This window comes from Blastocatellia bacterium, from assembly GCA_035275065.1.
Taxonomy (GTDB): Bacteria; Acidobacteriota; Blastocatellia; order UBA7656; family UBA7656; genus DATENM01.
This window is the reverse complement of record DATENM010000039.1, coordinates 277,590-292,708: the sequence shown is the minus strand read 5'-3', so window position 1 is coordinate 292,708 and position 15,119 is coordinate 277,590. Positions and strand designations below refer to the sequence as shown.

The following is a 15,119-nucleotide window of genomic DNA, read 5'->3' as shown; positions in this document are numbered from 1 at the left end:
CTCATCGGTGCGCAGGGAAAGTTAGCCGGTTGCTCAAGGAGCGCTTTATGCGATTTGGAAAGTTCCTCACCAGAGCCTGCATCACACTGCTCGTCGCCGTGCTGGTTTTTCTCAGCACGATGACGCTGCCGCTGATGCAGTCCCCCGTCGCCGCGCAATCGAATGGCAAGGGGCCTTCAAAAACCCCGCACCCGGCGTCGAAACTCTCTGACGACCTCCGCAAGCATATTGATAGGTCGAAGCCCGGCGACGAGATTTCCACCATCGTACAGACTTCAGGCAAGCCGTCGCGGCTGCTGCAAGATGACATGAAGCGGCAGGGCGGCAAGATCAAGCGCACCTTCAACAATCTTAATGTCGTAAGCATCAGCATGCCGGCAGGAGCACTGGCAGCGATGGCGGCGCGCAGCGATGTTTCGCACATCTCGCTCGACCGCAATACACAGGTAGCGGGTCACATCGAAGAAGCCACCGGCGCCGATCAGGTTCGCAATTTCGCCGCTTCGCCGACCGGTCAGCTCGACGGCACAGGCATCAGCATCGCCATTCTCGATTCCGGGGTTTATTCGGGCCATCATGAATTCTGGGACGCCAGCGGCAACAGCCGCATCATCGCTAATGTTGATTTCACCGGCGAAGGTCGCACCGACGACCCCTTCGGCCACGGCACGCACGTCGCCAGCCTGGCGGCGGGCAACAACCACGTCTCTAACGGCGCCTACACCGGCCTGGCGCCGAACGCCAAAATCATCAACCTGCGCGTCCTCGACTCACAGGGGCATGGCTCGATGTCCGCGACCATCGCCGGCATCGACTGGTGCATCACGAACAAAGCGGCTTACAACATCCGCGTGATGAATCTCAGCCTCGGCGCTACGGCGGTTGATTCTTACCGCGACGACCCGCTTTGTCAGGCGGTGCGCCGCGCGGTTGACGCAGGCATCGTGGTCTGTGCCGCCGCCGGCAACCTCGGCAAAGACAACAACGGCAATCGCGTCTATGGCGGGATTCATTCGCCGGGCATCGAGCCGGCAGCTTTGACGGTCGGCGCGGTCAACACCTTTGGCACGACACAGCATTCCGACGATGCCGTCACCAGTTACAGCTCGTGCGGCCCGACGCGCGGCTTTTACACAGACGATGCGGGCGTCAAGCATTACGATAACCTGATCAAGCCTGACCTGGTCGCGCCCGGCAACAAGCTGATTGATGCCAAGTCGCCCGGCAACCGGATGCTACTGATGAACCCGGCGCTCGACACCGATGTCAGCTCGCAAGACGAGCATGGCATGATGCGTTTGAGCGGCACCTCGATGGCTACGCCGGTCGTCGCCGGCGCGGTGGCGCTGCTCTTGCAGCGCAACCCGGCGCTGACCCCGAACCTGGTGAAAGGCATCCTCGAATACACTGCCGATTCGCTCACAGGCATCAGCAATATTGAGCAGGGCGCGGGCGAGCTGAACGTCGAAGGCGCGGTGCGATTGGCCGGCCTGGTGCGCAGCGATCTGGCCAGCCTGACGACCGGTGATCCGCTACTGAGCGGCCCGGCGCCGACGCCGCAGTCCACCATCGGCAACGAATCCTTTGCCTGGAGCAACTGGCTGGTTCAGCGTTATAACGTCCTCTACAGCACCGACCTGATGACCGAATATCAAGGCATTTACGGCCAGGGCGTGCTGCTCTCGGATGGCGTGCTGCTCTCGGATGGCGCGTTGCTCTCGGATGGCGTGCTGCTCTCGGACGGCGTCTTGCTCTCTGACGGCGTGATGCTGGCTGACGGCGGCGTGATGATTGATGGCGTCTTGTTGAGTGACGGCGTCTTGTTGAGTGACGGCGTCTTGTTGTCGGATGCGATTCTGAGCGATTCAATGTCGTCATCAGCGGCGATGGCGATGGCGCAATCAGCAATGGTCGGCGACCTGACCAATGCGATGCCGGTGGCTCACGATCACTCCGCGCATTGAAGCGCGGCCTGCAACTTTAGAGTTAAATCCCGAGGGCTGAGTGAACACTTTATCACTCAGCCCTCGGGACTTTTTTGCATGCGAGCCAGAGAAACAGTAAAGGAACACTATTTCTGCCGACGCGCGAGCCCCAAGCTATTGAAAAAGGTGAGGCAATCCGGTATAAGCAAGGACTGACATTTCCATTTCAGGGTTGTGTATTGGGAAGTATGCGTAAAATATCGATTCTCGCGCTCGTTTTCTTGCTCTGCCTCACCGCCATCGCGCCACGCCATCGGGTCACAGCAACCCGTTCGCAACGCGACCCGCACAGCTACGCCGCGGGCCAGATCATCGTCAAGTTTATGGCCGACGCGCCGGAGTTGCAGTATGGCGACCCGCGCGAACGCCAGGCCGCCATCGCGCAGATGCAGATTGCTTCGGCGCGGCCCGTCGATGAGCGCCGCGTCGAGCCCATGGTCGCCGCTGCCGGCAACACGCGGATGCGCCAGATCATCAGCGAGCGCGGCCTTGACCGCACCTTCGTCTTGAATCTCGGCGACGACCTCGACATGGACGGTGCGCTGGCCGAGCTGCGGGCGCGCCGCGATGTCGAATACGCCGAGCCGAATTATCGCATCGTTCCGGCCAGCATCATTCCCGACGACCCGCGCTTCTTTGACCAGTGGGCGCTGAAGAATTATGGCTTCATGATCGATGGCAACACGGCGACGCCCGACGCCGACACCCACGTCAGCGCCGCATGGGAGATCACCAAAGGCAGCCGCGACGTCATTGTCGCCGTCACCGACACCGGCGTTGACCCCACCCACCCCGACCTTGTCGGCAGCATCTACACCAACCCGCGCGAGATCCCCGGCAACGGCGTAGACGATGACGGCAACGGTTACATCGATGACGTGCATGGTTATAACGTCGGCGAGAACTCGCCCGACACCTCCGACATCTTCGGGCACGGCACGCAGATCGCCGGCGTCATCGCCGCCGGCATCAATAACAACCTCGGCATCGCCGGCGTCTCGCAGGCTTCGATCCTGCCGGTGCGCTTCTTCAGGAAGACCGGCCCGCTGCCCACCCAGTTTGAAGCGACGGTCGTCGAAGCGACGCGGGCGCTCATCTATGCGGCGGCGGCGGGGGCGGCGATTATCAATGCCAGCTGGCGCTCGCTCGGCACCGTTGATGAAGTCACCGGAGACCAGTTGAGCGCGCTTGAAGACGCCGTCTATGTGACGAGCGATGCCGGCGTGCTGCTGGTATCGATTGCCGGCAACGAGGGCTATAACAACGACAACGTCAAGGTCTATCCCGGCGCTTTTCAATTGCCGAATCAGATCGTCGTCGCGGCGACCGATTTTAACGACCAGATCTGGCGCGAGTCGTTCTACCCATACAACGTGCATTCCGGTTTCGGCCCGAAGACCGTCGCGGTGGCCGCCCCCGGCGTCTCCATCGTCACGATCACGCCGCATGGCAACTGCCTGCTGTGCAGCGCCTCGGACGACCCGGCCGAATGGTACACGCACGCCGACGGCACCTCCTTGTCGGCGGCCTTCGTTTCCGGCGTCGCGGCGCTCGTCAAATCGCAGCATCCCGAAGACACTCCCATCATGCTCAAGGCCCGCATCATCAAAGGGGTTGACGTCTTGACCCAGCTCGCGCCCTACGTTTCGTCGAGCGGCAGGGTCAACGCGCTCGGCGCCATCAACGCGCAGGTCACGATCACCATCACGCCGCCGGTGCTCAACAAGGTGAAATACAAAGAAGGCAAGGGCAAGCTGACGCTGATCGGCGACAAGGTCCAGAAAGGCGTGCGCGTCATTATTGCCGGCAAAGGCTACACGCCCATCTCGCAGGCCGACGACAACAGCCAGTTGCTGCTGAAGGTGCCAAAGACCACCTTCGCGCCCGGCGTCGCCGTTCCCATCAAGCTGCGCAACCCTGACGGCGGCGAAAGCCAGACGATCACGCTGACGCGGTAGCCCGTCCTCAGTTGCCAGTTTGCCAGTGTTTTTCTCGCCCTGCTCATACGGCACTCGCGGTTATGCGCTTGCCATGAAATAATGACACGTCGTGGGCATAAGAATTCAAAAAACAACTGGCAACCGACAACGGGTAACTGACTCATGACGGCATCATTGTTAGAGCGCAAGCTGCGGATGTATCAGGCGCGCGAGGCGATCCTGAGCCGCATCGGCTCGGAAACCTTCTCGGTCATCAACCTCGACCACTTCCTGCAAGCGACGGTCACCGAAGTCGGCAAGATGATGGGCGTTGACCGTTGCGACGTGATGACGCTGACCGCGGAGAACCGCTTCCGCATCACCCACGAGTACCGCGCCGACGCCGACGATCTGCCCTCGCTCGTCGGCCACGAGGCGCGCGTTGACCTGGAGCGCCTGCAAGAGAGCATCGACCTTTACCACCCGCTGGCCATCACCGACCGCAGCGCCCACGAGATGCCGCCGCCGGTGCAGAAGCTGGTCGAGGGCTTCGGCAGCAAATCGGTCTTGATCGTGCCGATCACCTTCAACCTGCAACTGCTCGGGCTGATCGGCCTGCACCACTGCCGCGAGCCGTATCCGTGGACCGACGACGAGATCAATTTCATTCGCAACCTGGCGCAGCAGATCGCTATCGGTTATCGCTACACGCACATCTACAGCGAGAAGGAGAAAGAGGCGCGCATCACCAAGGCGCTGCTCGATATCGCCAACGACATCAACACCGGCTCAGAGTTCAACGAAGTCACCGAGGCCATCCTCGACCGCGCCCTCGATCTGTTGAGCATTCAGGCGGCTTGCCTGGCGATTGTCGACGCCACCAACAGCGAGATTCACTTCACCAACCTGCGCACCACGGGGGCCGACCCGGCGACGGTGCTGAAGCGCCCGTCGCTGAAGTTCCCCATCCTCGAGCTGCTGCCGAAGACCGTCGAGCGCGGCCAGATGCTCAAGATTTTAAGTCCGGCGCAGCACGAATATGCGCGCTCGTTTCTCAGCGAAGTCTTTTCGGCGGGCGCTTCGATTGTCGTGCCGATCCTGATCGAAGACAGAATCTTCGGGGCGCTGGTGCTGCTGTGGGCCGAGCCGCAGCCGTCGTTTGCGAAAGAAGCCTCGGCGCTCGCCACAGGCATCGCCGACCAACTGGCCATCGCGATATCGAAAGCGCGGCTGTCGGCGGAAGTCATCCGCTTGCGCCGCGAGCTCGAAAACGCCCAGCACACAGAGCACAACGGCGGCACCTTCGTCGGCAAGAGCGACAACATCATGCGCTCGATGCAGATGGCCGCTTATGTCGCCGACAGCTATACGACCGTCCTGCTGCAAGGCGAATCGGGCACCGGCAAAGAGATGCTGGCCGATCTGATTCAGGCGCGCTCGTCGCGGCGCGAGCAGCCTTACATCAAGATCAACTGCGGCGCGATTCCTGAGACGCTGCTCGAATCCGAGCTCTTCGGCCACGAGAAGGGGGCCTTCACCGATGCGCGCGCCCGCCGCCTCGGCAAGTTTGAAGAAGCCAATGGCGGCACGCTCTTTCTTGACGAGATCGGCGAGATGTCGCTGATGGCGCAGGTGCGCTTGCTGCGCGTCTTGCAGAACGGCGAGTTCACCCGCGTCGGCGGCAACGAGGTCGTCAAGGTGGATGTGCGCGTGATCGCGGCATCGAATGTTGACCTGGAAGAGGCGGTGCGCGACGGTCGCTTTCGGCGTGATCTTTATTACAGGCTGGCGGTTTACCCGATCAAGCTGCCGGCGCTCAGCGAGCGCCGCGAAGACATTCCGCTGCTGGCGCTGCACTTCCTTGAGACCTACAAGAAGCGCTCGAACAAGAACATCACCGGCATCAGCAAGAAGGCGATGGCGTGGCTCAGGCGGTACGATTGGCCGGGCAACGTCCGCGAGCTGGAGAACTGCATCGAGCGCGCCGTCATCATCGCTCAGGGGCGCATGATCGATATGGAAGACCTGCCGGCGGCGGTGCGCGGCGCGGAAACGAATAAGACCATCGAGATCGAAGTCGGCACTTCGATTGACGAAGTCGAAAAGCGCATGATCTTGCAGACGTTGGCTTACACGCGCGGCGACCGCTCGCGGGCGGCGCAGATTCTCGGCATCGGGCGCAAGACGCTCTATCGCAAGTTGCAGCTCTATCACCACCAGGAGACACCAGACTAATTCAACAACCGGAGGTTACGACTTATGAAAAGGCTCCTCAGCTTCACACTGTTCACGTTCGTATTCTTCCTGACAGTCGCCCGCGCGCAGGCACAGAGCGCCGTCGGCGCCTGGGACATCACCATTGAAACCCCGCAGGGGCCGCGCACGTCGCAACTCGTCATCAAGCAGGACGGCGATAAGCTCACGGGCGTGATGAAGCGACCGAACGGCGAGCGCCCGCTCGACAGCATCACGGTCAAAGGCAGCGACATCACTTTCCTCATGACGATCAACGTGCAGGGCCAGGACATGGTCGTCACTTACAAAGGCAAAGTTGAAAAAGAGAAGATGAGCGGTGACGCCGACTTCGGCGGCTTTGCTAGCGGCACGTGGTCAGCCGTGCCACACAAGGAAGGCGCGGCGGCGACGCCCGCGACGCCTGCGCCCGGCCCCGGCGTCGGCAGCAGCATTGGCACTGGCAACGGCGACATCTCCGGCGTCTGGAACGTCACCGTCGAAACGCCGATGGGCACGGGCACGCCGACCTTGACCTTAAAACAGGACGGCGAGAAGATCACCGGCACCTACAAAGGCCAGCTCGGCGAATCGCCGGTCACCGGAACGGTCAAAGGCAACGACGTGACGCTGATGTATAAGGTCTCGCCGCAGGGCGAAGAGATCACCGTCACCTACACCGGCAAGCGCACCGCCGCCGACGCCATGAGCGGCAAAGCGGTCTATGGCAGCCTCGGCGAAGGCACCTGGACGGCGAAGAAGAAATAACGCGACGCGGAGACGCGCAGACACGGAGACGCGGCGCGGGAAAGACCTGAAGACGGGTGTGATCGAACCCGTCTCATCGTCCTTCCTTCGCCGCGTCTCCGTGTCTGCGCGTCGCGTCTTGTCTCAGTCGCCGTCGCCGGCTGCCGGGCGCAAGGCGTCGCTGGTCAATCCCATCTCGTCGGGCAGCACGTCTGAGGCGAGCGTTGCGGTCGTCGCCGCGACTTTGCCGGCGTCGGCGGCGGCGGGCGCTTGCCTGAGACCTGTCTGCAACTCTTCGGTGACCGCATCCTGGCGCGACGACTGCGGCCCGGCCGACGAGGCCACGGGCTTGCGGCGCGCCGTTTCGACCGCGGCGTGCGGATTCCGCTGACGCACAGCCGTCGAATACTCTTCGTTAGCGGCTTCGAGGTTGCCCAGGCTGTAGAGCACACGGCCCAGGTCTTGATGGGCATCGGGGTAAAAGCCGCCGCGCTGCTCAATCGCCGTGCGATAGGCTTGCACCGCCGCTTCGTTGTTGCGGCTGCGGACGTGCGTGAGCCCTAGCTGGTAATAGGCTTCGGGGTAAACGCCGCCCGACTGCTCAATTGCCATTTGATAAGCGTCAACCGCCGCGTCCTTGTCCCCTTGCCGCGACTGCAACTGGCCTATCTGAAAATAAGCTTCCGGGAAAGCGCCGCCCTGCTGCTCGATGGCTTTGTGCAATTCGACCATCGCCTCGTTGGTGCGGCCGGCGCGGATCAAGGCGCGACCCAGCTCGTAATGAGCGCGCGGGAACAACCCGCCGCGCTGTTCGATGGCTTTGCGGAACTCGGCGATGGCGTCCTGTCCCTGCCCCAGGTCATAAAGCACGCGCCCCAGATCAACGTGCGCTTCGGGAAAACTCGGCGGCGCGTTGATGGCCGGCGCAGAGATTTTTTGCGTCGTGCCGCTCGGACTACCGTTCAACGGCGGCGCGCCCATCATGAGTGTTTCGCCGGGCGAGCCGAGATCGGCGGTGTCCGGCGCGGCGAGCAGCGCCGCCATCTCATCTTCACCCAGCGTGCGCGTGCCGGCGTCGCTCATCGGGCCCGTCTCGTCGTCCTGGCTGAATCCCATCGTTGTCACGCCGACGCGGCCCGTGCCCCGGCTCTGTGTGCCGGCGCCTTCGCGCTGGGCAATGGCAATCTCGAACTCTGAGCGCGCTTCGGCCAGCGCCCCCATCTCGTAGAGCGCCCGGCCCAGGTTGCGGTGCGCTTCGGCGTCGTTGCCTTCGCGCAGCTCGAGCGCCTGCCGGAACTCGCGCACTGCCGCGTCCAGCTCGCCGCGCCCGTAGAGAATCAGCCCGAGGTCGTGATGCGCGTCGGCGCTGACGTCGCCCTGCGCCATCGCCCGGTTGAGCGATTCGCCGGCGCGCTCCAGCTCGCCGAGCCGCGCCAGGGCGTTGCCGAGATTGCGGTGCGCGTCGGGGAAGTTGCCGCGCTGCTGACTGATCGCCGTTTCGTAGGCCTCGACCGCGGCAGGCAGGTCGCCGCGCTCGTAGAGCGCGTTGCCGAGATTGTAATGCGCCTCGGCGTAATTGCCATTGCGTTGCTCGATGGCGGCGCGGTGCGCGGCGATGGCCTCATCCAGCTCGCCGAGGTCATAGAGCGTGACGCCGAGGTTGTGCCAGGCAACCGGGAACTTCTCCGCGGCGTCGGTCGTGGCGCGGCGCAAAGCGGTGGCGGCATCTTCGAGCGCGCCCTTTTGATAGAGCGCCAATCCGAGATCGTGATGCGCCATCGGATAGGTGGGCCGCTGTTCGATGGCGGCGCGGTAAGCGGCAATGGCGCTGTCGAGATCGCCGAGGTCGTAGTAAACGCGGCCCAGGTCACGATGCGCTTCGGCCATCTTCGGATCGGCTTTGATGGCGGCGCGCAAAGCGGTTGCCGCCGCGTCCAGATCGCCCAGCTCGTAGAGCGCGCGGCCGAGATGGTGATGCGCTTCGGGAAATTCGTTGCCATGTTGCGCGATCACGCGCTCGCAGGTTTCGACGACGCCGTTGAGATCGCCGTAATCGTAGAGCGAGCGCGACAGGTTCAAGTAAGCATCGGGGAAGATGGGCTGCTGCTGGACGGCGCGGCGCAGCTCGCTGATCGAATCGTCGAGCTGGCCGATCTGGTAATAGGCAATGCCAAGCCGGTGGTGCGCCCACGGCAGCTCGTCATTCAATTCCAGCGCCCGGCGCAGGCTGGCGACCGATTCATCAAGCGAGCCCTTTTCGAGCAACGCCGCGCCCAGCGAATAGTGCGCCGCCGGGAAGCTCTCGTTTTCGTCGAGCGCCGCGCGGTAGGCCGCGATGGCCTCGTCAAGCTCGCCTTTGCGGGCATGCGCCAAGCCGAGACTGTAATGCGCTTCAGGGTAAGCGCCGCGCCGGTTGGCAATCGCGCCGCGATAGCTTTCGACGGCGCTCTGCACTTCGCCCTTGGCGTTGTAAGCGGTGCCGAGCCAGAAGTAGGCTTCGGCGAAATCCTTCGACTGCTCGATGGCTTTGCCCTGCGCGCCAATCGATTCGTCAAGCATGCCTTTGCTGAAGTAGGCGAGGCCGAGGTCGTGATAGGCTTCGGGGAATTCGCCGTTGCGCTGATCGACGGCGGTGCGCAGGGCGGTGATCGAGCCGTCGAGGTCGCCCGAACGGTAGAGCGCCCGGCCCAGGTTGCGGTAGGCGCGCGGGAAGACGGCCTGCTGATTGATGGCTTCGCGAAACTCGCTGATGGCGTCGTTGCCCTGTCCGAGGTCAGCCAACGCCAGGCCGAGGTTGTGATGGGCGCGGGCGAAATCACCATTGCGCTGGGCGATGGCTTCGCGAAAAGCCGTCACCGATTCTTCGAGCTTGCTGCTCTCGTAATAGGCACAGCCGAGGTCGTGATAGGCTTCGGGGAAATGATCGTTCTGCGCTAGCGCCGTCTTGAAGGCTTCGATGGCCAGATCGTATTTCTGCTCGCTGGCATAGATGCGGCCCAGCTCGTAGTGGGCATCCGGGTAGCTGCCGCCGCGCAGCTCGATGGCGGTCTTGAACTCGGTGGCGGCATCGGCAACATTGCCGAGGCTGTAGAGCGCCAGGCCGAGATCATAATGAGCCCGCGGGAACTGCGGATTCTGTTCGAGCGCCTTGTGGAACGCCTCGACCGCCTCGTTGAGATTGCCCTGGCGGGCGAGGGCGACGCCGAGCTTATGATAGGCCCAGGGAAAATGATCGCGCTGGCTGATGGCCGTGCGGTAAGCGGCGACGGCTTCTTGCAGGTGGCCTTTGCGCGACAGGGCGCGGCCCAGCGCGTAATGCGCTTCGGGATAGACCGCTTGCTCTTGGATGGCGGCGCGGCTCTCGGCAATCGCGTCGTCGAGCTGGCCGAGCCCGAACAGCGCCCGGCTCAATTCAAGGTGCGCCTGCGGGAAAGGCGCGCGGCGTTGTTGAACGGCGGCGCGGAAGCTGTCGGCGGCTGCCGCAAGATCACCCTTTTCGAGCAGCACGCGGCCCAGCTCGAACTGTGTGTCGGGATAACTGCCGTGGCGTTGATCGAGCGCCTTGCGCAAGGCATTGGCGGCGGCGTCGAGATCGCCCTTGCGGGCGAGCGCCGCGCCGAGGTGGTGCCAGGCTTTCGGGAATTCACCGTTGCGCTGTTCGATGGCTTGATTGAATGAAGCGACGGCGTCGTCCAGCTCGCCGCGCTTGAGCAGCGACAATCCAAGATTGTGATAAGCCCACGGGTGATTGCCGCCGCGTTGCTCGATGGCTTTGCGGTAAGCGTCTATCGATTCCGCATACTGGCCGCGCCGGGTCAGCGTGATGCCGAGACTGTAATAGGCGTCGGGGTTATCGGGCTGTTGCTCGATAGAGGCGCGGAAGGCTTCAATCGCGCCGTCAATGTCGCCGAGATCGAGCAAGGCGCGAGCGAGCTGGTAATGCGCCCGCGGGAAGTTGCCCTCGCGCATCTGAATCGCCATGCGGTAGCTGTTGATCGCTTCGTCGAGCCAGCCTTTGTTGTAAAAGACGAGACCTTTATCGAGATACTGCTGCGCCGTGCTGAGAGAGCCGCTCATTGGGGAATTCTCCTGCTTAAATATCCTCTGGCGCGGGGTGCGTCGCCAGGACGGTTTTTGTTTTTGTGAGGAAGAATGCGATGGCAATCGGGGGGCGTCCGTGACGCCGAGCCTTGCGGGACAGTGACCCGCCTGATTTGACGATTGCTAAGGCAGGATAACTATAGCACGCCCCGGCAAGGCGCAAAAGTGGAGATGATTTTGCCGGCCTGTCTGCGGGCAAGCGGGCCGCCTGCCGGTCGTTGTCGAGTGATCGCCGTCCCGGATATTTTGGCTATTATGTTTAGTAATTGGCCCCGGATTAAAGGCGATAAAAATCTGATTGACAAGGTAAGGAGATTCGCGTAGTATCGGCGCGTCTTAATTACCTGCATTTCCATCTCAAGGTTGTTCCGCTGCGGCGAGCGGATAAAAAATCACCCGCTGTCCGTGAGTATTGACTGAAGGTCGCGGCCTTATGCTGCATCGTCACCATAACGCCGCACTCAACATGCCAGGCCGCCCAGGCCCATTGGCGAGCGTTGGCTGATGCAGCTATCCAAAGCAACTTCGCGCACCCGCGGGCAAGTCAATCGGTCGAATGCCCTGCCACGATGAGGAGGAGATTATGCCGGACTGGTCAATCAAAATCATTACAACCAAAAAGGGGGCGGCGTTTGTTCCAGACCTTCAGGGCTACCAGCCGGGTGATGCGCTGCCCACACGAGTAAATGACCTCGTCACCTGGAACAACACCACCAACGATACACATCAGCCGTGGCCGACCGACTCGAATTACAAGCTGCTCCCCGACCCGGTGCCGAGAGACTCGGAGAATTATCTCTCCGATCCCATCCCGCCGCAGGGAAGCTCACGGCCAAGCTACGTGGTCACGCAGCCGCTCCAGCCCGAAGGCCCGCCCGCTACCTGGACGGTTTACTATGGCTGCAAGCTGCACCCGACGGCCAAAAGTGAGCGCGGCACGATCAACGGCAGTATCTACCCGAACACTTGAGGCGGGCATCGATCAGCCGCTTAACTCATGATGTCGGGGCCGAAGCGTCCTGGGGTTCGGCGCGCCGGTCCCGTCGAGTTCGGCAGGCTACGCCACATAAGGAGAGATTGGCATGCGCAGGCAAGAGTTGAAGCTCTACAGTTGCAAAGCGGTTCGACAGGCCGGTCAACGAGGGCCAGGGGGAGCGCCTGAATCCCGGCTCCGAGGTGCCGCGGCGAGCGGGCTGCTGACGGCGGCGGCCTTCCTCGCCGTGCTGCTGTCGCAAGCCACGGCGGCGCGAGCCCAGGCGCCAGCGAACCCATGCCCGAAAGAGCTGATGCACGGACAGAAGTTGATCCCTGTCCCGGTGATCGGCGCAACCGACGGCAGGCTGCGCGGCACGATCCGGCTGAGCGACGAGCAGGCGTGGATTCCGACGCGATTGCCGATTTCGTCCACCAATTTAGCGCCTAGCGATCAAAGCCAGTCGGAATGCGCCCCGCAATACATTCGGGTTTTCCGCGAGCTGGGCGCTGCCCCGACGATGGCTTCGGTGCCTTCAGGGCCGTTCTCGAAAGGGGCCTATGCCCTGCCGCGACCCGGGCCGACGCTGCGCGCGCGGGTCGGCGACCTGGTGCAGCTCACTTTGATCAACCAGGTCAACCCGGCGAATTTCGGCGATACCATAGACCGCGGCGAGACCGGAAAGAATGGCGGCTGCGACGAAAGCAGCGCCTACCCGCGGAACACAGGCGACCGCTACCCGGACTGCTTCCACGGGTCCAGCACCGGCAACATTCATTTTCACGGCACGCACACGAACATGAACACGACCGGCGATAACGTCTTCATCGAGGTGCGCCCGTCGCTGCGCGTCAACGGCAAGCCCATCGTCACCCCCGAGAGCGTCGAAAAGCCATTCGGCGAGTTCTTCAAGCAGTGCGAGGCCGAGCTCAGCCTCAACCAGTTGCGGCAATGGCCGAAGACCTGGGACGATCTGCCGAGCGCCTGGACAGACGAGCAGAAATGGCTGCTCAAGCTCTACGACGCCCAGCTCGAACAGAACTATGGCAGCGTCGCGAAAAAGCTCTGGCCGGTTGACGCGAGACAACTGCAACAGGGCGCATGGCCGCAGTATTACGTCGGCGCTTTCCCCTACTGCTTCCGCCTGCCGCAGTACACGGCGACGGTCTTCCCACCGCCCGTAAACCATGCGGCGCACCAGGGCGCCGGCACCGCCGAAGACCCGGACAGCTCGCGCGTCCTGATGATGGGCCAGGCACCGGGGACGCACTGGTATCACGCCCACAAGCACGGCTCGACCGCCATCAACGTCGCCAACGGCATGACGGGCGCCTTCATCATCGAAGGCCAATATGACGATGACCTGAACACCTTTTATGGCGACGGCTGGACGCGCACGCAGCCGGTGATGGTGATTAACCAGCTCGGCACCTCTCCCAACTTGATGCGCAAGGCCAATCCGAATGGGCCGAACCCTGGCCAACAAGACAAGGGGCCGGACCTCTCCGTCAATGGCCAGTACTGGCCGGTGATCCACATGCGGCCCGGCGAGGTGCAGATGTGGCGCTTCGTCAACACCTCCGGGCGCGCCGGCACCTATTTCCTCGGCCCGCCGGCGAACTTCCAGTGGAAGCAACTGGCGCAAGACGGCGTCCAGTTCAACGACACGAACTACGCCGACAGCACCAATCTCAACCGCCAGTTTTTGCTGGCGGCGGGCAACCGCGCAGACCTGCTGGTCAAGGCCCCGAGCGGCGGCTGCGCCAAGCCCGGCGACTGCCCGGTCAAAGTCCAGATTGAGGTGGACCCGCAAGACCTTAGCACAGCGCAGCCGCTGACGCTGCTATCGGTCGTCCTCACAGGCTCGGCGGTCGATCCCAAGTCGAACGGCGCAAAGTTCATCCCGCATGCGCCAACCTTCCCGCTGTTCCTCGCCGACATCCCGGCGAGTGAAGTGAAAGGCACCAAGACGATTCTCTTCGCTTCGACGCCGCCCATGCAGTCGGCGCACACCATCGACGGGCGGAAGTTCGATGGCGAAGTCGGGGCAGTCACCTTGCTGAACCAGACAGAGGAATGGAAGGTGGTGAACGCGACCTACGGGCCGCCGATCTCGCACCCTTTCCACATCCACATCAACCCCTTCCAGGTGGTTGAAGTGTTCGACCCCAACCAGCTGCTGATCGATCCAAAGACCGGCAAGCCGCCGATTGATCCAAGCACAGGCAAGCCGTACATCGATCCGCAGACCAACAAGCAGGCGGTCAAGTACGCCTTCCACGCGACCAACCTGGCGCCGGGGCAGTGCTACCTCGACCCCAACAATCCCGAATCCTGGAAGCCATGCGGGCCGCCGCTGCCGCAGACCAACATGATCTGGTGGGACACGTTCCCGATCCCTTCGGGGTACGCGCCGACGACCGACGCCGCCGGCAATAATCCCCTGATGAACAGTCAGGGCCAGCCGGTGCAGGTGCCCGGCTACTTCAAGATGCGCAGCCGCTTCGTTGATTACATAGGCTACTACGTGCTGCATTGCCACATCCTGGCGCACGAAGACCGCGGCATGATGACGGTCGTTGAAGTGGCCCCGGCGCGGTCGCCCTACTCGCATCACTAGCGTAGCTGAGTGGCGCAAGGCGGTTAGCTTGCGCGAGGCTCTGCGCAAGCTAACCGCCTTGCGCCACAGAGAAGGGCTTATGTCGAATCAGCGGCGAAGAAGATGGATGGTCATCAGTTCAGTTCTGCTCGCGGTTGCGCCGAAATGCCCCTTCTGTCTGATGGCATTCTTCGGCGCGGTCGGCAGCGCCGCCGTCACCGCGCCGTTCTATCGCGCCTGGCTGCCGCCGCTCACGGCCATCTGGCTCGGCCTGACAGTCGGCGTTCTGGCTTTACCGGGCGGCAGCGGTCGGCGATATGGCCCGGTGCTGCCGGGACTGCTGGGCGGCCTCGCGGTATTCGGCGGCAAGTTCGTTCTCGACAACCAGGCGCTGGTCTACGTCGGCATCGCTGCACTACTCGGGGCTGCTATCTGGCGCGCGTGGCAGCCAATACCCGCGGCACATGAAGGTTGTGCGCCATGCGAACGACCGCCACTCGGGCGCGATGGCGAGCCGCGGATGAGCCCGCTCATCCAAGCGCCGACCCGCGACGGTCACTAAG

At 62.9% G+C, this 15,119-nt stretch carries 8 protein-coding genes; 7 read left to right on the top strand and 1 reads right to left on the bottom strand.

Translation table 11 applies throughout. From position 1 onward, the window contains the following. Nucleotides 1–47: 47 nt before the first annotated feature. The 4 genes from VJ464_09270 (at nt 48) to VJ464_09255 (ending at nt 6,904) form a co-directional block, all read left to right on the top strand. Complete coding sequence (locus VJ464_09270; protein HKQ05309.1) at nt 48–1,964, top strand: S8 family peptidase; 1,917 nt, start codon at nt 48–50, stop codon at nt 1,962–1,964. 209 nt (nt 1,965–2,173) lie between these two features. Beyond that, entirely contained in the window at nt 2,174–3,943 is a 1,770-nt protein-coding gene (locus tag VJ464_09265) for a S8 family serine peptidase (protein HKQ05308.1), read from the top strand. A 144-nt stretch (nt 3,944–4,087) separates the two neighbouring features. Further along, nucleotides 4,088–6,139 carry a sigma 54-interacting transcriptional regulator gene (locus VJ464_09260; GenBank protein ID HKQ05307.1) on the top strand — a complete coding sequence of 684 codons (2,052 nt, stop codon included), beginning with the start codon at nt 4,088–4,090 and terminating at the stop codon, nt 6,137–6,139. A 24-nt stretch (nt 6,140–6,163) separates the two neighbouring features. Further along, nucleotides 6,164–6,904 (top strand): hypothetical protein, encoded by a 741-nt coding sequence (locus VJ464_09255; protein HKQ05306.1) that lies wholly within the window; start codon nt 6,164–6,166, stop codon nt 6,902–6,904. Between the two features lie 123 nt (nt 6,905–7,027). Here VJ464_09255 and VJ464_09250 read toward each other — a convergent pair whose 3' ends face one another. Then, nucleotides 7,028–10,960: a tetratricopeptide repeat protein gene (locus tag VJ464_09250; GenBank protein ID HKQ05305.1), complete on the bottom strand. Its 3,933-nt coding sequence runs from the start codon at nt 10,958–10,960 to the stop codon at nt 7,028–7,030. Nucleotides 10,961–11,567: 607 nt separating this feature from the next. Here VJ464_09250 and VJ464_09245 point away from each other — a divergent pair. From VJ464_09245 to VJ464_09235, 3 genes are all read left to right on the top strand, one after another. Then, a complete protein-coding gene (locus VJ464_09245; protein ID HKQ05304.1) occupies nt 11,568–11,954 on the top strand; it encodes a hypothetical protein in 387 nt (128 codons plus the stop codon). A 112-nt stretch (nt 11,955–12,066) separates the two neighbouring features. Then, entirely contained in the window at nt 12,067–14,577 is a 2,511-nt protein-coding gene (locus tag VJ464_09240) for a multicopper oxidase domain-containing protein (protein ID HKQ05303.1), read from the top strand. A 106-nt stretch (nt 14,578–14,683) separates the two neighbouring features. Then, nucleotides 14,684–15,118, top strand: coding sequence for a hypothetical protein (locus tag VJ464_09235; GenBank protein HKQ05302.1), 435 nt, complete (start codon nt 14,684–14,686; stop codon nt 15,116–15,118). Nucleotide 15,119 lies beyond the last annotated feature (1 nt).

Excerpts from the sequence above, each read along its gene's own strand:
- VJ464_09240 (HKQ05303.1), top strand. The coding sequence starts at position 12,067 with ATGCGCAGGCAAGAGTTGAAGCTCTACAGTTGCAAAGCGGTTCGACAG.
- VJ464_09245 (HKQ05304.1), top strand. The coding sequence starts at position 11,568 with ATGCCGGACTGGTCAATCAAAATCATTACAACCAAAAAGGGGGCGGCG.
- VJ464_09260 (HKQ05307.1), top strand. The coding sequence starts at position 4,088 with ATGACGGCATCATTGTTAGAGCGCAAGCTGCGGATGTATCAGGCGCGC.
- VJ464_09235 (HKQ05302.1), top strand. The coding sequence starts at position 14,684 with ATGGTCATCAGTTCAGTTCTGCTCGCGGTTGCGCCGAAATGCCCCTTC.
- VJ464_09255 (HKQ05306.1), top strand. The coding sequence starts at position 6,164 with ATGAAAAGGCTCCTCAGCTTCACACTGTTCACGTTCGTATTCTTCCTG.
- VJ464_09270 (HKQ05309.1), top strand. The coding sequence starts at position 48 with ATGCGATTTGGAAAGTTCCTCACCAGAGCCTGCATCACACTGCTCGTC.
- VJ464_09250 (HKQ05305.1), bottom strand. The coding sequence starts at position 10,960 with ATGAGCGGCTCTCTCAGCACGGCGCAGCAGTATCTCGATAAAGGTCTC.
- VJ464_09265 (HKQ05308.1), top strand. The coding sequence starts at position 2,174 with ATGCGTAAAATATCGATTCTCGCGCTCGTTTTCTTGCTCTGCCTCACC.